At 35.7% G+C, this 22,769-nt stretch carries 15 protein-coding genes; 10 read left to right on the plus strand and 5 right to left on the minus strand.

The annotated features are described in order from the left end of the window. Window positions 1-852 precede the first annotated feature (852 nt). The 8 genes from EKM00_RS05135 (at window position 853) to EKM00_RS05170 (ending at window position 14,134) form a co-directional block, all read left to right on the plus strand. Complete coding sequence (locus tag EKM00_RS05135) at window positions 853-2,628, plus strand: AMP-dependent synthetase/ligase (RefSeq protein WP_126515480.1); 1,776 nt, start codon at window positions 853-855, stop codon at window positions 2,626-2,628. Window positions 2,629-2,633: 5 nt separating this feature from the next. Next, window positions 2,634-3,686 carry a proline iminopeptidase-family hydrolase gene (locus EKM00_RS05140; RefSeq protein ID WP_126515481.1) on the plus strand — a complete coding sequence of 351 codons (1,053 nt, stop codon included), beginning with the start codon at window positions 2,634-2,636 and terminating at the stop codon, window positions 3,684-3,686. A gap of 401 nt (window positions 3,687-4,087) precedes the next feature. Continuing rightward, window positions 4,088-4,597: a MarR family winged helix-turn-helix transcriptional regulator gene (locus EKM00_RS05145; protein ID WP_233590911.1), complete on the plus strand. Its 510-nt coding sequence runs from the start codon at window positions 4,088-4,090 to the stop codon at window positions 4,595-4,597. 43 nt (window positions 4,598-4,640) lie between these two features. Next, window positions 4,641-7,031, plus strand: a complete 2,391-nt coding sequence (locus tag EKM00_RS05150; protein WP_126515482.1) for a 3-hydroxyacyl-CoA dehydrogenase/enoyl-CoA hydratase family protein — start codon at window positions 4,641-4,643, stop codon at window positions 7,029-7,031. Window positions 7,032-7,093: 62 nt separating this feature from the next. Then, window positions 7,094-7,450 carry a four helix bundle protein gene (locus EKM00_RS05155; protein ID WP_126455653.1) on the plus strand — a complete coding sequence of 119 codons (357 nt, stop codon included), beginning with the start codon at window positions 7,094-7,096 and terminating at the stop codon, window positions 7,448-7,450. Window positions 7,451-7,559: 109 nt separating this feature from the next. Beyond that, entirely contained in the window at window positions 7,560-8,741 is a 1,182-nt protein-coding gene (locus EKM00_RS05160; protein WP_126515483.1) for an acetyl-CoA C-acyltransferase, read from the plus strand. Window positions 8,742-8,888: 147 nt separating this feature from the next. Beyond that, complete coding sequence (locus tag EKM00_RS05165) at window positions 8,889-10,694, plus strand: acyl-CoA dehydrogenase family protein (protein ID WP_126455649.1); 1,806 nt, start codon at window positions 8,889-8,891, stop codon at window positions 10,692-10,694. A gap of 155 nt (window positions 10,695-10,849) precedes the next feature. After that, complete coding sequence (locus EKM00_RS05170; protein WP_126515484.1) at window positions 10,850-14,134, plus strand: amidohydrolase family protein; 3,285 nt, start codon at window positions 10,850-10,852, stop codon at window positions 14,132-14,134. A 132-nt stretch (window positions 14,135-14,266) separates the two neighbouring features. On the opposite strand, the gene EKM00_RS05175 is transcribed toward EKM00_RS05170, so the two are convergent. From EKM00_RS05175 to EKM00_RS05190, 4 genes are all read right to left on the minus strand, one after another. Continuing rightward, window positions 14,267-15,124, minus strand: coding sequence for a universal stress protein (locus tag EKM00_RS05175; protein WP_126515485.1), 858 nt, complete (start codon window positions 15,122-15,124; stop codon window positions 14,267-14,269). Between the two features lie 8 nt (window positions 15,125-15,132). Continuing rightward, window positions 15,133-16,758 (minus strand): BCCT family transporter, encoded by a 1,626-nt coding sequence (locus EKM00_RS05180; RefSeq protein WP_126455643.1) that lies wholly within the window; start codon window positions 16,756-16,758, stop codon window positions 15,133-15,135. Window positions 16,759-16,818: 60 nt separating this feature from the next. Next, on the minus strand, window positions 16,819-17,970 hold the full coding sequence (locus tag EKM00_RS05185; RefSeq protein ID WP_126455641.1) for a hypothetical protein: 1,152 nt from the start codon (window positions 17,968-17,970) through the stop codon (window positions 16,819-16,821). Window positions 17,971-18,652: 682 nt separating this feature from the next. After that, window positions 18,653-19,567 carry a YihY/virulence factor BrkB family protein gene (locus EKM00_RS05190; protein WP_126455639.1) on the minus strand — a complete coding sequence of 305 codons (915 nt, stop codon included), beginning with the start codon at window positions 19,565-19,567 and terminating at the stop codon, window positions 18,653-18,655. A 295-nt stretch (window positions 19,568-19,862) separates the two neighbouring features. Between EKM00_RS05190 and EKM00_RS05195 the strand changes: the two genes are divergently transcribed. Continuing rightward, the gene (locus EKM00_RS05195; protein ID WP_126515486.1) at window positions 19,863-20,636 is read left to right on the plus strand and encodes a superoxide dismutase; all 774 of its coding nucleotides are present in this window, start codon (window positions 19,863-19,865) and stop codon (window positions 20,634-20,636) included. Between the two features lie 218 nt (window positions 20,637-20,854). Further along, complete coding sequence (locus EKM00_RS05200; RefSeq protein ID WP_126515487.1) at window positions 20,855-22,054, plus strand: LETM1-related biofilm-associated protein; 1,200 nt, start codon at window positions 20,855-20,857, stop codon at window positions 22,052-22,054. A 45-nt stretch (window positions 22,055-22,099) separates the two neighbouring features. Here the strand turns inward: EKM00_RS05200 and can are convergent, their stop codons facing one another. Continuing rightward, window positions 22,100-22,735, minus strand: a complete 636-nt coding sequence (can, locus tag EKM00_RS05205) for a carbonate dehydratase (protein WP_126455634.1) — start codon at window positions 22,733-22,735, stop codon at window positions 22,100-22,102. Window positions 22,736-22,769: the final 34 nt, after the last annotated feature.

A 22,769-nucleotide genomic window follows, 5' to 3' on the forward strand; every position in this document is an offset into this window, starting at 1 on the left:
AATTGTGCGATATATGCATCGCTTGACCCTCACCTGAAATTTATTTACTTTATACAGAATAAAAGTAATTTATTTAAAATAACATAAATTTATTTAATGCCTATCATTACAAACATTAATAAAAACTTGTGAAGAAAAAAAACCACTTTTGTACATTAGTGAATAATTTATTTAGTTAAAAAATAATTACGGATTTTAATGAGTGGTACAAAAAAATTGTAAATGGAATTGCAGTATGACCTTTCGTGCTAAAAATTTGCACTGTAATATTTTCCTTTTCTAATATTTTGAATTAGTAAACAAATACTAGAACTTTAGCGATGAATACAGATGCCTATTGTATTCGCTTAACTTTTAACCAACGAAAAGTTAAGCGGAGCAGTTCCTTTTAACAATAAAAGTAAAATTTATAAATTGAAAGAACAGCATAATTAACTATAACATTAAAAATTTACAGGATAAAAGAGTACTTTTAGATGAGTAAATTATAAAAAGCACGTCCGTTCTAACATCTATTTACTACATAAAAATCACTATTAACATTAGAGTATTAAGCCTGATGTTGGTGCTTAAAAAATTAAATCGTACAACCTCCAAAAAGACCTTGAGAACTATTTAACCTAAACTTAAGTAGGTACAGAGTTTAACCGCACTTAAGAATAGTACCTAAAGCAAGAGACCGTGCATATTTTGTGCGATTTATTGTTATAATCCTACACTAAAAATTATACTTCATGAAAACGATTGCGTTAAATAGTAAGAATCCTTTTAATATTTTGCGATATAATTCATAATTTTTAAAATTTATACCTATTTTTTTTTTAATTTGCGAACAAATCCAATATTTCCATAATGATAAATATCACTCGCCTCTTTGATTTCCCTTATTATCAGCACGAAAAATACAATTCTATTCCGGATGCTTTAGTAAGCAAACAAAACGGTGTCTGGATCAAAACATCTACACAGGAATATATCGCTAAAGCCAATGCCGTTTCGAGAGCACTACTCCGAATGGGTGTTCAAAAAGACGATAAAATTGCCATCATCTCCTCTAATAATAGAACCGAGTGGAATATTATGGACATTGGTGTGCTACAAACCGGCGCACAAACCGTTCCAATTTATCCTACCATTTCAGAAGAAGATTACGAATATATTCTAAACCATTCCGGTTCTATGTATTGTTTCGTATCGGATGCCGAAGTGCTTCGAAAAGTAAACCTAATCAAACATAAAGTCCCTACACTCAAAGAAGTCTATTCCTTCAACGAAATCGGAGGCTGCTCCAACTGGAATGAATTACTGATTCTTGGCGTAGACAACGGAAACCAAAACGAAGTGGAACAACGCAAAAACAGCGTAAAAACCGAAGATTTGGCCACAATAATCTATACTTCAGGAACAACTGGAAGACCGAAAGGGGTCATGCTTTCGCATAAAAATATTGTGTCAAATGTGCTGGACAGTGCTGCGAGAATTCCATTTGAAGCCGGAAAAACCCGTGCTTTAAGCTTCCTTCCTATTTGCCATATTTTTGAAAGAATGATTTTGTATCTGTACCAATATTATGGTGTTTCAGTCTATTTTGGAGAATCTATTGAAAAAATAAGTGACAATATCAAAGAAGTGAAACCAACAGTAATCACTGCTGTTCCCAGACTTTTAGAAAAAGTATATGACAAAATTTATGCTAAAGGAACCGAATTAACCGGCATCAAAAAAAAATTGTTCTTTTGGGCTATTAACTTAGGTTTAATCTATGAACCGTATGGCAAAAATGGATTTTGGTACGAGTTTCAACTTAAAATTGCCCGCAAACTTATTTTCAGTAAATGGAAGGAAGGTTTGGGCGGAAACCTCGATTTAATGGTTTCTGGAAGCGCTGCTTTGCAACCAAGACTAGCCCGCATTTTTGCCGCTGCCGAAATCCCAGTTATGGAAGGTTACGGATTGACAGAAACCTCTCCAGTAATCTCCGTAAATGATATTAGAAATGGTGGTTTCCGGGTAGGAACAGTTGGTAAAGTAATCGATAATGTGGAAGTTATTATTGCCAAAGACGGAGAAATCCTATGCAAAGGACCTAACGTAATGATGGGCTATTACAAAGACGAAAAACTGACAAATGAAGTAATAACGGACGGGTTTTTCCACACGGGAGATATTGGGATTTTCGACGAAGATGGATTCTTAAAAATCACCGATCGTAAGAAAGAAATGTTCAAAACGTCAGGAGGAAAATACATAGCACCACAATTAATCGAAAATACGATGAAACAATCTCGTTTCATTGAGCAAATCATGGTTATTGGTGACGGACAAAAAATGCCGGCTGCCTTTATTCAGCCGAGTTTTGATTTCATCAAAGAATGGGCCGTTATCCACGGAATCAACATAGGAAAAAGCAATGAAGAAATAATTGCCAACGAAAAAGTAATCGAAAGAATCCAATTGGAAATTGACAATCTGAACGAAAAATTTGGAAATTGGGAGAAGATAAAACGTTTTGAGCTAACGCCGGATTTATGGTCTGTGGAAGGTGGACAGCTTACGCCAACCCTGAAACTAAAACGAAAAATAGTAATGGAAAAATACATTGATTTATTCCATAAAATCTACAACTAGCCGTTATGAAACTAAAAGTCTTGATTTACTCCGTTGTCAGTGTGTTCTTTTTTTCTAATTGTCAGGAAAAACCTAAGGAAGATTCCATAAAAGCAAATTATTTAGATTTCTCCAAACGGGACGACCAACTCACAGGCGGCATCAAAATGATTCCGATTCATACGCCAAAAGGCACGTTTAAAGTCTGGACCAAACGAGTGGGCAATAATCCTAAAATAAAGGTGTTGTTGCTGCACGGCGGTCCAGGTTTGACCCATGAATTATACGAGGCCTTTGACGGTTATTTTCCCAACGAAAGCATTGAATACATTTATTACGATCAGTTAGGCTCGTATTACAGCGACCAACCCAACGACAACAGTTTGTGGACCAATGAACGTTTTGTGGAGGAAGTCGAGCAAGTGCGCATCGCATTAGGCTTGGACAGTTCTAATTTTTACCTTATGGGACAATCTTGGGGCGGAATCCTAGCAATGGAATACGCTTTGAAATACCAAAAAAACCTGAAAGGATTAATTATCTCAAATATGATGGCGAGTGCTCAGGAATATAACGCTTACGCAAAAGACGTTCTGGCACCGCAAATGGATTCTAAAATCCTAAAGCAATTACAGGATATCGAAAAAAATAATGATTTTGATAATCCAAAATACAGCGAATTACTGTTCAAACATTACTACACGGAACATATTTTGAGAATGCCACTCGAAAAATGGCCAGAATCCATCAACAGATGTTTCAAGCACATTAATCCTAATGTATATGTTTTTATGCAAGGCCACAGTGAATTTGGCATCACTGGAAATGCCTCCCTTAAAAATTGGGATGTCAAAGCCAGACTAAAAACCCTTACTGTTCCAACCTTGAGTATTGGTTCTAAATACGATACTATGGATCCCGAACACATGAAATGGATTGCTAACGAAGTCCAAAACGGACGTTTCTTGTTTTGTCCTAACGGAAGTCACCTTTCACAATACGATGACCCAAAAACCTATTTTCCGGGTGTGATTAAGTTCTTGAAAGATGTGGATAAAGGGGAGTTTAAGAAGGGTTAAATAAAAGCATACTATAAAAAACCACGAATTGATTTTCGTGGTTTTTTGGTTTTTAGTCAAGAACAATAAACTCAAAAATCAAATTTAATGACAGTAAACTACTTATTACGTAAACCCATAATCCCACCAATTAAACTAAAATCCCCAATCATTCCTCTCATCAGGAATTGCGTAAGGGATGGAAGTGGCATCGCACGCTTTTTAGCGTGGATACAACGTACAGCCCGACCCGGAGTTTTTACGAAGGGATACGCCCAAAAAATAATTACTCATAAAAACAGTATAATCGACTCTATTTAATTGTCATTTTTTTATATTTAGTGCTTTTTAACAAAAAAATATTTTAATATATTATGCATGCATAGTATTTTTTATTATATTTGAAATCGATATAGTTACTTATGAAAGATAAAACGATAGATTATATTTTACGTGCCACCTGGCAAGCAGTGGCCAGAATGTATAATGAAGAAGCTTCGAAATACGATGCGAGCATGGCTACTGGGTTCGCTTTATTAAGTATTGATAAGGATGGTGGGACGCCATCGACCTCATTAGGTCCAAAAATGGGAATGGAAGCTACCAGCCTGACCAGAACCCTTAAATCTATGGAGGAAAAAGGCTTGATTATTCGCAAGAAAAATCCAGTGGATGGCCGTGGAGTATTGATTTACCTCACGGATTTTGGTAAAGAAAAAAGGGAATTGTCAAAAAATACGGTGTTGAAATTTAATGAAACGGTAAAAAAAACGATCTCGGAAGAGAAGCTGCAGCACTTTATTGAAGTTGCAGAAGCCATCAATGAATTAATTCAAGAGAAAAATATATTTACGCACACGAGCGCCAGCGAACTGGCGGAACAAACTGAAAAAACAGCGAATGATACCGCCAAAATTGAAATCCTTCAATAAAAATAGCGCTGTCATTTTCTAATGAAAATCAAATATTATTTATATGAAACGCACAATTAAAAAAGTTGCAGTGATTGGATCCGGAATTATGGGTTCAGGAATTGCTTGTCATTTTGCTAACATTGGAGTTGAAGTCCTGTTATTAGATATTGTTCCAAGAGAACTTACCGAAGCGGAAGCTAAAAAAGGACTGACTTTAGAAAGCAAAATCGTTAGAAACCGATTGGTAAATGAGCATTTGGCCAATTCCCTGAAATCGAAACCCTCTCCTATTTACAATCCAAAATTTGCCAGCAGAATTACTACTGGAAATACCACAGATGACATGGCGCAAATCGCTACTGTGGATTGGATTATTGAAGTTGTTGTAGAACGGTTAGACATCAAGAAAATGGTTTTTGAACAAATTGAAAAATTCAGAAAACCGGGAACTCTAGTAACTTCAAACACATCTGGAATTCCAATTCACTTTATGAGTGAAGGACGAAGCGACGATTTCCAAAAGCATTTCTGCGGGACACACTTTTTTAACCCTGCGCGTTATTTGAAATTATTCGAAATCATTCCTGGCCCGCACACAGTATCGGAAGTTTTGGATTTTCTTACGGATTATGGATCCAAATTCTTGGGTAAAACTTCGGTCGTGGCCAAAGATACTCCAGCGTTTATTGGAAACCGAATCGGGATTTATGGGATTCAAAGTTTGTTTCATTTAGTTAAAGAAATGGGATTGACGATTGAAGAAGTGGATAAATTGACCGGTCCAGTTATTGGAAGACCAAAGTCAGCTACTTTCAGAACTGTTGACGTAGTTGGATTGGATACTTTGGTGCACGTTGCCAACGGAATCTACGAAAATTGTCCGAATGACGAACAACACCATTTGTTTAAATTGCCGGATTTTGTCAACAAAATGATGGAGAACAAATGGTTGGGAAGCAAAACTGGTCAAGGTTTTTATAAAAAAGTAGACAAGGATATTTTATCATTGGATTTAGATACTTTAGAATATCGTCCGGCTAAAAGAGCGTCTTTCGCCACTTTAGAACTGACAAAAACGATTGATAAACCTATTGATCGTTTTAAAGTTTTGGTAAAAGGAAAAGATAAAGCAGGCGAATTTTACCGTAAAAGTTTTGCGGGAATGTTTGCTTACGTTTCCAACAGAATTCCTGAAATTTCAGATGAATTATACAAGATTGACGATGCCATGAAAGCCGGTTTTGGATGGGAAAATGGTCCTTTCGAAATTTGGGACGCCATTGGTGTTGCCAAAGGAATCGAAATGATGAAAGCGGAAGGCCTTGAACCAGCTGCTTGGGTAACTGATATGCTTGCTAATGGAACTAAAAGTTTCTATTCAATAAAAGAAGGTGCTACTTATTTTTATGATATTCCAACAAAATCTGCAACTAAGGTTCCTGGTCAGGATGCCTTTATTATCCTGAACAACATACGCGAAAGCAAAAAAGTGTGGAGCAATAGCGGCGCTATTATTCAAGATTTAGGAGATGGAATTTTGAACTTAGAATTCCAGTCTAAAATGAATACGATTGGTGGCGATGTTTTACAGGCGATCAACAAAGCGATTGACTTATCTGAAAAAGAATATCAAGGATTGGTTATTGGAAATCAGGCAGCGAATTTCTCTGTGGGTGCTAACATAGGAATGATTTTCATGATGGCCGTCGAGCAAGAATACGACGAGCTGAATATGGCCATCAAAATGTTCCAAGACACAATGATGCGCGTGCGCTACTCCGGAATTCCAGTTGTGGTTGCGCCACACGGAATGACTTTTGGCGGTGGTTGCGAAATGAGCTTACACGCTGATAAAGTTGTTGCTGCAGCCGAAACGTATATGGGATTAGTTGAATTTGGCGTTGGAGTTATTCCTGGCGGTGGCGGATCTAAAGAGATGGCATTGCGTGCTGCAGATTTATTCCATAAAAATGATGTGGAGTTGAACGTATTGCAAGAATATTTCTTGACGATCGCTATGGCAAAAGTATCTACTTCAGGTTACGAAGCTTTTGATACCGGACTTTTACAACACGGAAAAGATATCATCGTTGTGAATAAAGACCGTCAGATTGCTGAAGCAAAGAAACACGCTTTATTAATGGCAGAAGCAGGTTACACACAACCAATTCGCAGAAGCGACGTAAAAGTTCTTGGAAAACAAGCTTTGGGAATGTTCTTAGTAGGAACAGACCAAATGGAAGCCGGTAAATACATCTCAGAACACGACAAGAAAATCGCTAACAAACTGGCTTATGTTATGGCTGGTGGAGATTTATCAGAACCAACTTTAGTAACCGAACAATATTTATTGGATCTGGAACGTGAAGCATTCTTATCTCTTTGTACAGAAAGAAAAACATTAGAAAGAATCCAGTTTATGTTAACCAAAGGGAAACCGTTACGCAATTAGAAATTTGAGTATTAAGATTTGAGTATAAAGTATCAAGAGTCAGTAATTAAAGTAAAACAATTATGCACCGATTTGAAAAATTAAAAATCTGGCAAAAAGCAATGGACATTACTGAAAATGTTTACCGTGCCTGCATTACTCTACCTCAAGAAGAAAAATTCAATCTTACAAGTCAAATGAAAAGATGTTCTGTTTCAATACCTTCAAATATTGCTGAAGGATCTGGAAGAAATTCTAAAAATGAATTTGCACATTTTTTAGGAATTGCAAATGGTTCAACTTTTGAATTGATCACTCAATTAATGATTTCTAAACGTCTTGGATTAATAGATGAAGAAATAATTACACCAATAATAAATGAATTAGTCGAAGTGAGTAATATGAATTTCGCACTTCAAAAAACACTGAGAAACCAATAATTATAAAGAAAAAGAAATAAGAAAATAGAATTAAGTATTAAACCAAAAAGTCTTAAACTAATTCCAAAATCTTAATACTTAATACTTAAAATCTTAATACATTTTTGCAATGAAAACAGCCTATATAGTAAAAGCATACAGAACAGCCGTGGGGAAAGCCCCAAAAGGCGTGTTTAGATTTAAACGTCCTGATGAATTGGCAGCAGAAACCATTCAGTTTATGATGAATGAGTTGCCTGATTTTGACAAAAAACGTATCGATGACGTGATGGTAGGAAATGCCATGCCAGAAGCAGAACAAGGACTAAACGTGGGACGATTAATTTCCTTAATGGGATTGAAAATTGAAGATGTACCAGGTGTAACCGTAAACCGTTATTGCGCGTCAGGATTAGAAACAATTGGTATGGCTACAGCCAAAATTCAATCGGGAATGGCAGATTGTATTATTGCCGGTGGTGCCGAGAGCATGAGTTTTATTCCAATGGGAGGGTACAAACCAACACCGGATTATGCTGTTGCAAAAGCGGGGAACGAAGATTACTATTGGGGAATGGGGCTAACTGCAGAAGCTGTTGCCAAACAATTCAATGTGTCTCGTGCAGACCAAGATGAGTTTGCTTACAACTCACACCTGAAAGCTCTTAAAGCACAAGCCGAAGGCAAATTTGACAAACAAATTGTTCCTATTACGGTAGAACAAACATTTATCAATGAAAATGGTAAAAAAGAAACCAAATCCTATATCGTAAATAAAGATGAAGGCCCGAGAGCTGGAACTTCAGTAGAAGCTTTGGCAGGACTGAGACCGGTTTTTGAAGCAAACGGAAGCGTTACCGCAGGAAACTCCTCTCAAATGAGTGATGGAGCAGCTTTTGTTTTAATCATGAGCGAAGAAATGGTTAAGGAATTGAACCTTACTCCTATCGCTCGTTTGGTGAACTTCGCCTCGGCAGGAGTCGAACCAAGAATCATGGGAATTGGACCGGTAAAAGCGATTCCAAAAGCATTGAAACAAGCCGGATTAACATTAAATGATGTTGATTTAATTGAGTTAAACGAAGCTTTTGCCTCACAATCGTTAGCCGTTATTCGTGAATTAGGATTGAATCCTGATATCGTAAACGTCAACGGTGGAGCAATTGCAATGGGACATCCACTAGGCTGTACCGGAGCAAAACTGTCTGTTCAACTCTTCGACGAAATGAAAAAAAGAGGCAACAAATACGGAATTGTGAGTATGTGTGTGGGAACTGGACAAGGAACTGCTGGGGTTTACGAACTTTTGTAGTCAAAGATTTCCATCCGTTTGTCATTCCGACAAAGAAGGAATCTTTACTATTAATGCAGAATTAGCTACTGAGATTCCTCCTTGTTTGGAGTGACAATATTGACAATTCAATTTATAAATAAAATTCATCATTTAAAATAACAAGAAATGGCAGATACAATTGAAAAAAACGTAACCCGTGGCGGTCAGTTTTTAGTTAAACAAACAAAGTGCGAAGATATCTTTACACCAGAAGATTTTTCAGAAGAGCAATTAATGATGCGTGACTCTGTAAAAGAATTTGTAGATAAAGAATTGTGGGCACACAAAGATCGTTTTGAGAAAAAGGATTATGCGTATACACAAGAAACTATGAAAAAAGCTGGGGACTTAGGCCTTTTAGGAGTTGCTGTACCTGAAGCTTATGGTGGATTAGGAATGGGATTTGTATCAACAATGTTGGTTTGTGATTATATTTCGGGAGCAACGGGTTCTTTCTCGACTGCTTTTGGAGCACATACTGGAATTGGAACGATGCCAATCACTTTGTACGGAACAGAAGAACAAAAACAAAAATACGTACCTAAATTAGCTTCTGGCGAATGGTTTGGCGCGTATTGTTTGACAGAACCAGGCGCAGGATCTGATGCTAATTCTGGTAAAACAAAAGCCGTTTTATCAGAAGATGGAACACATTACAAAATCACAGGACAAAAAATGTGGATTTCGAATGCCGGATTTTGTTCTTTGTTTATCGTTTTTGCCCGTATTGGCGATGACAAAAACATCACCGGTTTTATCCTTGAAAACACTCCAGATAACGGAATTTCAATGGGTGAAGAAGAGCATAAATTAGGGATTCGTGCATCTTCTACACGTCAGGTTTTCTTCAGCGAAACAAAAGTTCCTGTAGAAAACATGTTGTCCGAAAGAGGAAACGGTTTCAAAATTGCCATGAACGCTTTGAACGTAGGTCGCATCAAATTAGCAGCTGCTTGTTTGGATGCACAGCGCAGAGTTATTTCAGGTTCAGTGAAATATGCGAATGAAAGAATCCAGTTCAATACTGCGATTTCTCAGTTTGGTGCTATCCGTGCAAAACTAGCAGAAATGGCTACAAGTTGTTACGCTGGAGAAAGCGCTTCTTACCGTGCTGCTAAAGATATTGAAGATAGAATCTCCGCTCGTGAAGCGGAAGGAATTTCACATCAAGAAGCAGAATTGAAAGGCGTCGAAGAATATGCTATTGAATGTTCTATCCTAAAAGTAGCGGTTTCTGAAGATGTACAAAACTGTGCTGATGAAGGAATTCAAATCTTTGGTGGAATGGGATTCTCTGAGGACACTCCGATGGAAAGTGCATGGAGAGATGCTAGAATTGCCCGTATTTACGAAGGAACTAACGAAATCAACAGAATGCTTTCAGTAGGGATGTTGATTAAAAAAGCGATGAAAGGTCATGTAGATTTATTAGGTCCTGCTTCAAAAGTACAAGAAGAATTAATGGGAATTCCATCTTTTGAAACTCCTGATTATTCTGAATTGTTTGCTGAGGAAAAAGAAATGATTGGCAAATTGAAAAAAGCATTCTTAATGGTTGCTGGTGGAGCGGTTCAAAAATATGGTCCAGATTTAGATGCACACCAACAATTATTGATGGCTGCTTCAGATATTTTGATCGAAATCTATATGGCTGAAAGTACAATCCTTAGAACGGAGAAATTAGCCAAAAAAGAAGGAGAAACTAAAGTACAAGAACAAATCGCAATGGCCAAATTATACTTGTACAAAGCCGTAGATATTGTTACTCAAAAAGGAAAAGAAAGTGTTATTTCCTTTGCTGAAGGCGATGAACAACGTATGATGTTGATGGGATTACGTCGTTTTACTAAATATACAAATATGCCAAATGTTGTAGGATTAAGAGAAACAATAACGGTTAAATTAGTAGCTGAAAACGAATATTGTTTTTAATTACAAAGATCTTTTTATTGCTTTAATTGAAACAAAAACCACTCGCAGCTGCGGGTGGTTTTTTGCTTTTATACCAATAAGATCTAAAGAGAGATACAAACTACTTCATTTTTATTGCCTATATTTATCCACAATCACCCTTTAACTTCTTTTTAATGTATAAAAAAACAAGCTTATTTCTACTCGTATTTTCTTTTATTTCTAACATCTATGGACAGGAAAAGCCGAAATGGGATGTCGCAAAACCTGGAAAAGAATTCAATTACAAGACCCATAAATTTACCACATCCGAAGGAACTTGGATGAACCTCGATGTGAGTCCAGACGGGAAAACTATCGTTTTTGATCTCTTGGGAGATATTTACCAGATGCCTATAACAGGCGGAACAGCAAAAATACTTCGTTCCGGTATTCCTTTTGAAGTACAACCCAGATTCAGCCCTGACGGAAAACACATATCGTTCACTAGCGATGCTGGTGGTGGCGATAATATTTGGATCATGAAAGCTGATGGAAGTGATTCAAAGCAAGTTACTAAAGAAGATTTTCAACTACTGAACAATGCGACTTGGATGCCCAACGGCAATTATCTGGTCGCAAGAAAACACTTTACATCAAGCCGTTCTCTTGGCGCTGGTGAAATGTGGCAATACCACATTAGCGGTGGTAGTGGCGTACAATTGACCAAACGAAAAAACGACCAGCAAGATGTTAACGAACCTGTAATTTCTCCTGATGGCAAATACATGTATTACAGTGAAGACGTTTCTCCCGGTGGTTATTTCAAATACAATAAAGATCCTAACAGTGAAATCTATGCCATCAATCGCTATGATTTTGAAACGGGCAAAATAGAAAAAATTACCGGTGGACCAGGAGGCGCCGCTCGACCACAAATTTCAAGAGATGGTAAACTGTTAGCGTATGTAAAACGAGTGCGTACCGCAACGGTTTTGTATGTTCATAATTTAGAAACAGGTGAAGAAGGTCCCGTTTATGATAAACTTAACAAAGATCAACAAACCGCTTGGGCATTGTTTGGCGTGTATCCTAATTTCAATTGGATGCCCAACAATGAAGACATTATAATTTGGACCGGAGGTAAAATTCAAAAAATAAATACAAAAACAAATCAGATAACAGAGATTCCTTTCACAGCCGAAGTTGCCATTGACATTGCAGATCGTGTTCATTCTGAGACTCCAATAACTGACACTGACTTTACAGTAAAAATGATCCGTGATGCTGTAACCGCTCCCGATGGAAAAACAGTAGTCTTTAGAGCTTTAGGATATTTATGGACTAAAAGCTTGCCTAATGGAAGTCCAAAACGATTGACTACAGATACTGATTTTGAAGCAGAACCTACTTTTACCGCTAATGGAAAAGAAATAATTTATGTTAGTTGGAACGATACTAATTTAGGAGCCATCAAAAAATTTAATTTAGAAAGTAAAAAATCTGTTAAATTAACCTCTGAAAAAGGAATTTACAGAACACCAAGTCTCTCTCCTGACCAAAAAACAATTGTCTACGTCAAGGAAGGCGGGAATATGGATCAAGGTTTTGCTTTTTCAAAAAAACCAGGGATTTACACCATGAATGTTACAGGTGACAAATCAAAATTTATTACCTCAAAAGGAGAATATCCTGTATTTACTAAAGAAGGAAATCGTATTTTCTTCCAAACTGGGGGTGTGTTTTTTGGGGATTTAACCAAAGGACTCAAGAGTGTTGATCTTAACGGAAAAGAAGAACGCACCCATATTAAATCCAAATATGCCAACCGATTGGTACCCAGTCCAGACAATCAGTGGATCGCTTTCACCCATTTACACAAAGCTTATGTGGCTCCATTAAACATCAACGGCCAAGAAGTAGATTTGGACGAAAAAACTAAGAATGTCCCTGTGTCAGAATTGTCAAAAGAGGCTGGAATTAATTTACATTGGTCACCCAATAGTAAAAACGTGATGTGGATGTTAGGCAATACTTATTTTTCGAATGCCGTAAAAAACAGATTTACTTTTTTACCGGATTCACCTGAAAAAGTTGAAAAACCATCTGATATGGGTATTAAAATAGATTTAAAATCAAAAGTTGATAAACCAAAAGGCAGAATTGCCCTAACGAATGCTCGTATCATCACTATGGACGGCGACAAAGTGATTGAAAACGGTAGTATAATAATCAATGAAAATCGTATTGAAGCCATTGGTAATGCAAGTGACATTCGTATTCCTGAAACGGCTATGGTTTATGACCTGACTGGTAAAACTATTATGCCCGGAATGGTAGATGCTCATGCCCACGTAGGTGCTTTTCGTTATGGATTAACCACACAACAAAATTGGCCTTTCTATGCAAATTTAGCCTTTGGAGTAACGACATCGCATGATCCGTCTTCTAACACGGAATCTATTTTTACCCTTTCGGAAATGGTAAAAAGTGGTGCCATTGTAGGACCCCGAATATATTCAACCGGATTTATTTTGTACGGTGCCGAAGGAGACTTTAAAGCAGTTGTCAATAATCTTGATGATGCTCGTTTTGCGGTAAAACGGACCAAAGTTTTTGGAGCCCTTTCCGTAAAAAGCTATAATCAACCAAGACGAGACCAACGCCAGCAGGTACTACAAGCAGCAAGAGAAGAAGAAATTAATGTGGTACCAGAAGGCGGCTCGACCTTTTTTACTAACATGACCATGGTGATTGACGGTCATACCGGAGTGGAACACAATATACCAGTAGCACCCGTTTATAAAGATGTACTCGAACTTTGGGGCACCAGTAAAGTAGGCTATACTCCTACCCTAATCGTAAATTATGGCGGATTGAATGCCGAATATTATTGGTATCAAAAAACAAATGTTTGGGAAAACAAAAAACTACTCCAATTCACCCCAAGGGCCGTAATTGATTCCCGCTCGAGATACCGCATGATGGCTCCTGATGAAGAGTATGAAAACGATCATATTTTGACCTCTAAAACCGTGAAAACGCTTGCTGACAATGGCGTAAAAGTCAATATGGGAGCACACGGACAGTTGCAAGGAATGGGAGCACACTGGGAATTATGGAGTATACAGCAAGGTGGAATGAGCAATTTAGAAAGTTTGAAAACAGCCACCATTAATGCAGCTAATTATATCGGAGCCGGAAAAGACATTGGTTCATTAGAAACCGGAAAATTAGCTGACATTTTAGTTTTGGATAAAAACCCATTAGAAAACATCCAAAACTCCAATACATTATTGTATACCATCGCAAATGGCCGAATGTACGAATCCGAAACAATGAATGAAATAGGTAACGAACCTAAAAAAAGACAAAATTTTTATTGGGAAAACAACGCATACAATGCTAATTTCCCATGGCATGAGGAGTCCAATAGCTTTATGCATCAACAATGTTGTAGTTCTGGCTTTAGCCACAACTAAGAATTAATTTTAAACTAAAAAAACCATTCGCTAAACGAATGGTTTTTTTGTTTAAATTCAACTTGTTAAAAAATACCTGGTTCGGTTTTTTTTAAATCTTGTCAATTCCCTTTAAAATGTGACGTATTAGTACTACTTAACGATCCATAAAGGCATTTCTAAATCTTGATTAAAAAGCTCTTCGGTAACGCTTCCTACCAGTAAAGAAGAGAATGTGTTTCTACCTTTGTCCCCAACAATAATAAGATCAACCTTCGAGGCTTCCGCTTTAGAACGTAGTTTTTCTGCAACCCCACTACCTTTTCCAGGAATAATTTCAGTGGTTAAGTCCCCTTTGTATCCAACCTTTCTTATGAATTTATCGAATTTTTCTTTTAGATGATTCTCTATTTTTATATTCAGATGTTCTTTTGGAATATACGGCGAAAATTGTAAAGGTATATTATAAACATGCACTGCTTTTACTGTAGTTTTCAAAGTTTTTTGCAAATTTTCAGCCACTTTAAAAACTTTGTTGGAAGCACTAGAAAAATCTGTTCCCGCCCAAATATTGGTAATAAGCGGTTTCGCATTTTTAGGGATAGACAAAATATTGCATTTAAGCATACGTAATAATTTCCCACTAACGACTCCAGTTCCTTTGATCTTGTTTTTATTTCCAATTAAAGCCAACTGAATCTCATATTTATTAACAATATAATTGATTAGAGATTCCGAATAAGGATCTTCTGAAATAAGTACTTCCCAATCTGTTGACGAGGTGAATTTTTCCTCAACCTTTTCATTTAACTCATTACCAATTATTTCATCAAGATTAATATCTTTTAACTGTTCTTCAAATAATTCAGAGATTTCATGCTTTTTGATATTATGAACAAAATACACTTTTTTAACCTTAAGAGTTTCTGCAATAAAAGAGGCATATTCAATTAAAGTACTGTCAATATCAGAGAGGTCTAAGGCGACCAAGATGTTTTTTATTTCAGTCATTATTAGTGCTATTTAATGGTTTTTTGTTGTTTATTATTTTGCTTATTAACGATGTCAGAAACTATTTCTTCATAATTTTCAAGTTCTTTTTGGGATTCGCGCTTTTTTAGTTTCTTCAAATCTTCATCTAAACCTTTATAGAGGGAGAAGCACATGACTATCAGAATCAAGGCAAAAGGCAGTCCGGTCACAATAGTAGCCGTTTGAAGTGCCTGCAATCCGCCACCAATTAAAAGAACTGCTGCAATTCCACCTTCTGCCAAGGCCCAAAAGATTCTTTGTCCTACAGGTGCGTCTATTTTTCCTCCGGAGGTTAAATTATCTACCACTAAAGACCCCGAATCTGAAGAAGTAATAAAGAATCCTGCAATTAAAATTATTGCAATAATATTAAGAATAAAAGCAAAAGGGTAATCTTCCAAAAACACGAATAAGGCTGTGGCAATATTATCATTCACAGCATTTGCTATAGTATTATCACCAAGAATTGCTTTATGTATGGCTGTACTTCCAAAAGCGGAGATCCAGAAAAAAGTTACTATAGAAGGTACTAATAAAACACCCAAAATAAATTCCCGTACTGTACGCCCTTTCGAAATACGTGCAATAAACATTCCTACAAAAGGAGACCAAGCAATCCACCATCCCCAGTAAAAAATGGTCCAAGCGTTTTGCCAGTTGCCACCGGTATAACTTTCTGTCCAAGTGGCTACTTCAAGGAAACTGGATAAGTAATTCCCTGTATTTTGTATGAAAGATTCAAAAATAAAGATTGTAGGCCCTAAAAGCACTACAATTACAAGAAAGAGGACTGCTACTATCATATTCCATTCACTCAAAACTCTCACCCCTTTATCTACTCCCAAAACTACGGAAACGGTAGCAATCAAGGTTATACCGGCAATTAGAAGAATTTGGGTTTGTACTCCGCTATTTATATCAAACAGATGATTTAAACCTGCTGCAATTTGTTGAACTCCCATTCCTAATGAAGTAGCTAGACCAAATAAAGTGGCAAGTACCGCGAAGATATCTATGGCATCCCCAATTTTACCATAAATTCTATCTCCTAAATAAGGATAAAAAATTGATCTGATAGTAAGTGGAAGCCCCCGAGAATAGGTGAAATATGCCAAGGATAATCCAACCAAGGCATAAACTGCCCAGGCATGAAAGCCCCAATGCAAAAAGGTAAAGCTCATAGCTTCCTTAGCAGCTTCAGCGGTTCCTCCTTTCGCCATTGGCGGACTTAAAAAATGATAAACTGGCTCTGAAATACTCCAAAACAAAAGTCCAATTCCCATTCCCGCACTAAATAACATTGCAAACCAAGAAAGTGTTTTAAATTCAGGTTTCGCATTTTGTCCTCCAATCCTTAAATGGCCAAATTTACTAAATGCCAGATAAATCATAAATATCAGAAAAATATTTATGCTTAATATGAAAAACCAACCTGCCTTATTTGCAACAAACTCCTGGGTCGCTGTAAAAATATGTTCAGCCCCTGCTTTAAACATAAGGGTTAATGTTGTGACGATGATGACGATAATCGCTGATGTAAAAAACACAGGACCATTCACTTCTAACCCAAAAATGGATTTTCTCTCATCACTCCGTATAATTTTCTTAGCCATAAAACATATTGTTTTTAATTTAATTTATTTTTTTTAGCACTCTCTGCATTATTTTTAAACCTAAAAATAGTAGCCTACATTAATATTAAATCTTGCTTCCCACTTAGCATCAGGGTTTCCTTTAGCAAAATCATCTACAAAATTACCACCAAGCCAAGAATGATTATATCCTGCAGCGTAATCAATATATGTGTATACACTACCCGCAGAGATTAAAACTCCAGTTACATTCATATATGAATCTGTAAATCCTTCGGCTTTTTTCTCCATATAGGAAAAATCATTATAAAACTGTAAATTTGAAATAGGTCCTAATGCTACAGGAACATTTCTTGATATTCCTAAAGTGTACATATTAAAATCAGCCGCAACTTCATAAGGCGCTCCATACGCAGCCATTGTAACTACATCTCTAGACTCCCCTTCAGTATTCTCAGGATTATGTGATGCTGTTATAAATTGAGCTTTTCCATTCCATTTCCCCTTAGTAATTTCATAATGTACAGCAAATGCACTATGATCTCCCACTTCTTCGGTATCAAGATTATATAAGCCGCCGTATTGTAGGGAAAGACCAAATCTACTTGCGGTTTCTTTTCCAAATTTGTAAATAATTTTTCCGTTAAATTGATTTACTTCCTTGTTTCTACCGGCGATATCATAAGCATATCGGCTTGGAGAAACTTCTGAATTACTTCCAAAGCTATATTCTTCCGCGTTTTTGAAAAATGCTAGTTGATATTCGAATTTTTCTCCTGTATGCATGTACTTAACACCCATATCATGGTCATCTTCCAACCCGACATAATATGTCATATTGAAAAACCAGTTGTTTGAATTGTATTGTTGAATACCGAAAGGCACTTGTGTTAACCCAACTTGAATTTGATCCTGTTCAGTAAAATTGTAACCAAGCCAACCCTGTTTTAGGAATCCACCACCAAACTCTTCCGAATACAGCCTGTATTCGGCATCAAAAAATATTCCCTTGTAAGCACCTTTTGCATTTATTCTGAACATATCATATCCAAAATCGCCTCCGCGTTTTTTCTGACCCTCTTTCCAAGAGGACAAATTATAATTGAAACGCAATGCTCCGCCAATTTCGAGTTCTGGTTTGTCCTGAGCCATTGTAGGAAATGCAAATAGAATTGTTAAAATCGAAAGATAAAGAGTTTTCGATAATTGTAAATGAGTAATTTTTTCTAACATATATTTATTAAAAAAGTTAATTAACAGTGTATAAAGTAATAGAATGCTTTTACGATGAATGCAGTAATTTTTTTTAATCACTGATCATCTATTATTGTGCAAATAATTGCAAACAAAATCATTGTAAACACTATTGGATAAATACCATTGCAGGTATTGTAAAAAAAACTTGAATAAGTAGATGATTAAAGGTCTTCAATCAGAATCAACCTGTTTGATCAGAAGCAGTCTTAAAAAAGTAAAATATTAATGTACAAAAGTAGTCAAAATAGAAGGTTAAGCCCCTAAAAATAAAAAGATCAATTAATTTTAGAGAATTTCATACTAATAAAAGTCAAAAAACACACAATGTATGTTTTTATTGCTAAAAAAAAGTCGTTTTAATAACTCTAAAACTGTAAATCGAACCAATGAAATGAACTATCGTCATAAAAAAACGTAACCCTATACGTTTAAATGTTCAATCATTCTAGAATCTGATGTAATTCTCTTTTGGTCTTTTTAAATAGAAAGACATCCCCTTTCTTCAAAGATATTCAACCCAATGGGAATATTTATTGAGGACTTCGATCAACTATTTTTTGTTTAGTCACAAAAAAGCTTTTCGATACGATTTGGTACTCAACGGACCTACACCAATAGATTTCGGGAAGATTACCTACGGGTAATAAAAAACATTGCACTAGTTTTCTAGCTCCACAACCTCGACCTTAATTGCAACAGAATAAGCATTTGGTATGATTTTTTTTCCATGAGCATTGGCATATACTTTAGTAAATTCAGCACCAAAATATAAAATAATGGCCGAATAATACACCCAAATCAAAATAATTATTACAGAACCCGCGGCACCATAAACCGTGGCAACGGTAGAACTTCCTAAATAAAAACCAATGGCAAATTTGCCAAACATAAAGAAAAAAGAAGTAAAACTGGATCCTACTAAGGCATCTTTCCAAGCAATGTTTCCATCAGGCAAAGTCTTGAATATAATAGCAAATAACATCGCTGTAGTTGCGAATAATATTAAAATATTAAAAACATAAAATAGATAAACTGTTGTGTCAGGAAAATAAATAAGTAATCTGGTATTTATCACATCCATCACTGTATTAACCATCAAGCTGACCATTAATAAAAAACCAACAGAAGCAATCATAGAAAATGACATAAGTCTGTTTGTAATAAATTTCAAAATCCCTTTATTCGGTTTTGCTTTTAAACCCCAAATATAATTGATCGAACTTTGTATTTCGGCAAAAACACCCGAGGCACCAATCAGGAGCATGATTCCACCAAAAACAGCTGCAAATGTGTTGCTGTTAGACAATTCAATGTTCTTAATAGTTTCTTGTATTTGAATTGCAGCTTCGTTCCCAACCATTCCATTAATCTGGCTAAAAAACCGTCCCGTAACGGCTTCTCTACCAAAGAAAAAACTAAAAATCGACATTATAATAATCAACAATGGCGGAAGTGAAAATATAGTGTAATACGACAATGATGCACTTAATTTAATGGCATTATCATCATCAAATTCTTGATAGGTGCGTTTTAATAATCCCCAACTAGTCTGGGCTAATTTTTTATGCTTCATCTTAAAGTTATTTTTATTCTCTTTGAAAAAAGAAAAATTCACTGTTATATTCTCATTTATTAATCCAAAAAAGTAAAACCTGATCATTATATCAAAACTGATGCTTTCAAAATTACAAAGATATTGGATGTCAATTCAAAATGAAATTTATATAATTCCCATAAAAAAACAGCTATTAAAAAATCATTGTAGGTAAAACAAATCAAATTTTAAGTCTTTATTAACCCATGCCGATCTATTAATGATTATTTTTATACAAATATTTAATCGCTTATTTAAGACAAACAGATAAATTATGGAAAATAATACACGAAGAAATTTTTTAAAAAAAACAGCCCTATTGTCTACAGGTACAATTATTGGATCTGGTTTATTCAATGCTGCATTTGCTGCCCAACCAGTACTGCAAATTGACGATCTACCCTACGAAGCAGCTGTAACAGATACTCCTGGAACCTACAGTCTTCCTAAATTAGGTTACAGTTATCACGGATTAGAGCCTCATATTGACAAAGCTACAATGGAAATTCACTATAGTAAACACCATCAAGCTTATGTGACAAATTTGAATAAAGCCATTGATACTTTGGATAAAAACTTAATTGATTATTCGAAATCTTTAGAAAGTATCTTTGAAAAAATGTCTAAATTCCCAGAAGCCATTCGGAATAACGGAGGCGGACATTACAATCACAGCTTGTTTTGGAGTTTGATGAAACCTAATGGTGGCGGTACTCCAAAAGGTAAATTGGCAGCAGCCATAACCACAACTTTTGGTTCTTTTGATGAATTCAAGAAACAATTCAGTGATGCATCTATGAAACGATTTGGTTCCGGTTGGGCTTGGTTAGTAGTGCAAGACGGAAAATTAGTAATAGGCTCTACGGCAAACCAAGACAATCCTTTGATGCGATTACGAGGGAAGGGACTTAAAGGGAAACCCGTTTTAGCTTTAGATGTCTGGGAACATGCGTATTATCTTAAAAATCAAAACCGAAGAGCTGATTATATAAACTCCTTTTGGAATGTAGTCGATTGGGATGCCGCCGAAAATTTATTTAATTCTTAAAAATAATAAAAGCCCTGAATTTGAAAGAAGGATTCAGGGTTTTTTATTTAAAAAAAAGGATCCTTGAGACTTGATTTTTTAATAATTATACGTTAGAAATCCGGACTGTTCAATATTAAAAAAACCAATACTAATTAAAAGTAATATCTGTGTTAAACTAAAAAACAGAAGTTAAAATTACGAAAAAAAGTATAGCTTTGTATCTTCAAATTAAAGCAATGATTAACCCTTCAGCATCAGGTTGGATAGATAAATTTTTTATTGAACAAAAGTTTTCAAAAGAAACAGTTTCAAAAACTACCGATACATTTTATCAAAAAGTTAGAGAAACAGGTTTTATATATGGACATATCATTGCATTTGAAACTGTAGCACCTATTGAAACTAAGGGTTGGTTCAAAGAAGAGATTTCAAAAGTCGCACTTTTAAATACTTTGTTTGCAATTTTTTGTTTAACAAATGAAGATATCAGCCCTGATAATTTTATTAAAAAAGCAGTTACTTTTTACAATCAAATGAATCCGCAAGGCTTTAACCTATTTAAAAAAATACTCCCAAAGAATTCTCCTGCTTTAACTTTAGAAAAAATAATTGATGAGCGTGTTCAAACAAATGATAGCATCATCAGTAAAAATTTTTCCCACCTAGTCACTAATGCCTTATTATTTATTGATGTTTTGGCCTTTCGTCAATACTTAATTCATGGTGAAATTCCAGAAAAGTATTTAAAAAAGATCGAGGAAACTATTGTAAATGTAGTCACACTTGCTTTAAAAATTAAAACAAAAAAATCTCAATATGATGATTTATTAATCAAGCTTTTTGAAGCTTCTATTCGCTATAGTAAATTTTCTAAGGTATCAGTACAAAACTTAGAGACACTTGAACTGGATTATTTTTCAAACGACTTAGAAAAATACTATTTGATAGATCTTGCAGGAATGGCTTTATGGAGTGATGGAGAAATTGAAGATAATGAGGCTTATTTTTTGCATTCACTTGCTAAAACGGTTTCGATTCCGGATGGTTTTTCGGATGAAAGTATCCGCAGTACGAATGCCTTTATTACAAAACATAAAAAGGAAATTCCTTATTTTAATTATTCAAATCCAGTAAAACATTTTTATGATCAAACGACTCAAAGTGTGGTTACTCTTATTAGTCGTAATAAGAATAGATTGTCAAAGGAAATCGCACAAAGCAAGGAGTTAATGGTACTATTAGCCTACTCTACTCGCCGTGATTTAGACGAGAAAGAGAAGAAAAAAGTAAAGAAACAACTATTGGAAATTTGTAAAACCATTCCGTCATTGACTATCTTTCTTCTTCCCGGCGGTAGCTTATTGCTGCCTATTTTAATTAAATTTATACCTCAATTACTACCCTCCGCTTTTAACGAAAATCTTGATAGCGAATAAAAAAAGCCACTAAAAGCGGCTTTAATTTAGTACAAATTTGGGGGATTAAAATTTCAACTGATAGACTTCATCCAAATCTTTTTCGGAACTGATATTTACCTCTAAATCCGTTACAAAACCGGAATTAAGACCATAAGCCCATCCGTGTAAGGTTAAGTCCTGACCATTTCGCCATGCTGCCTGAACAATTGAAGTTTTAGCCAAATCAAAAACTTGTTCTTTAACATTCAATTCTACAAAAGTGTTGAATCGCTCTGTTTCATCTAAAATAGAATCTAAGTAGGCACTGTGCAAACGATAGACATCTTTTATGTGACGAATCCAGTTGTCAATGATACCTATAGAATCATTACCCATCGCTGCCTTGACACCGCCGCAACCATAATGACCGCATACCAGTACATGTTTCACTTTCAATACATTTACTGCATAATCCAGTACACTCAACATATTCATATCTGAATGAACCACCATATTAGCAATATTTCTATGAACAAAAACTTCGCCTGGTTTAGCTCCTACAATTTCATTTGCAGGAACCCTGCTATCAGAACAACCTATCCATAATAAGGGTGGTGTTTGTCCTTTGGCCAAGTCTTCAAAATAATTAGGATCAGAAGCCAAAGATGTTTCTACCCATTTTTTATTATTTTCCAGTATTTTTTTATAAAAATCACTCATAATCGTTGTGTACTTATTTTGTTTATATCCTTAC

Origin of the sequence: Flavobacterium sp. RSP15 (genome assembly GCF_003968755.1) — a bacterium.
GTDB lineage: Bacteria > Bacteroidota > Bacteroidia > Flavobacteriales > Flavobacteriaceae > Flavobacterium.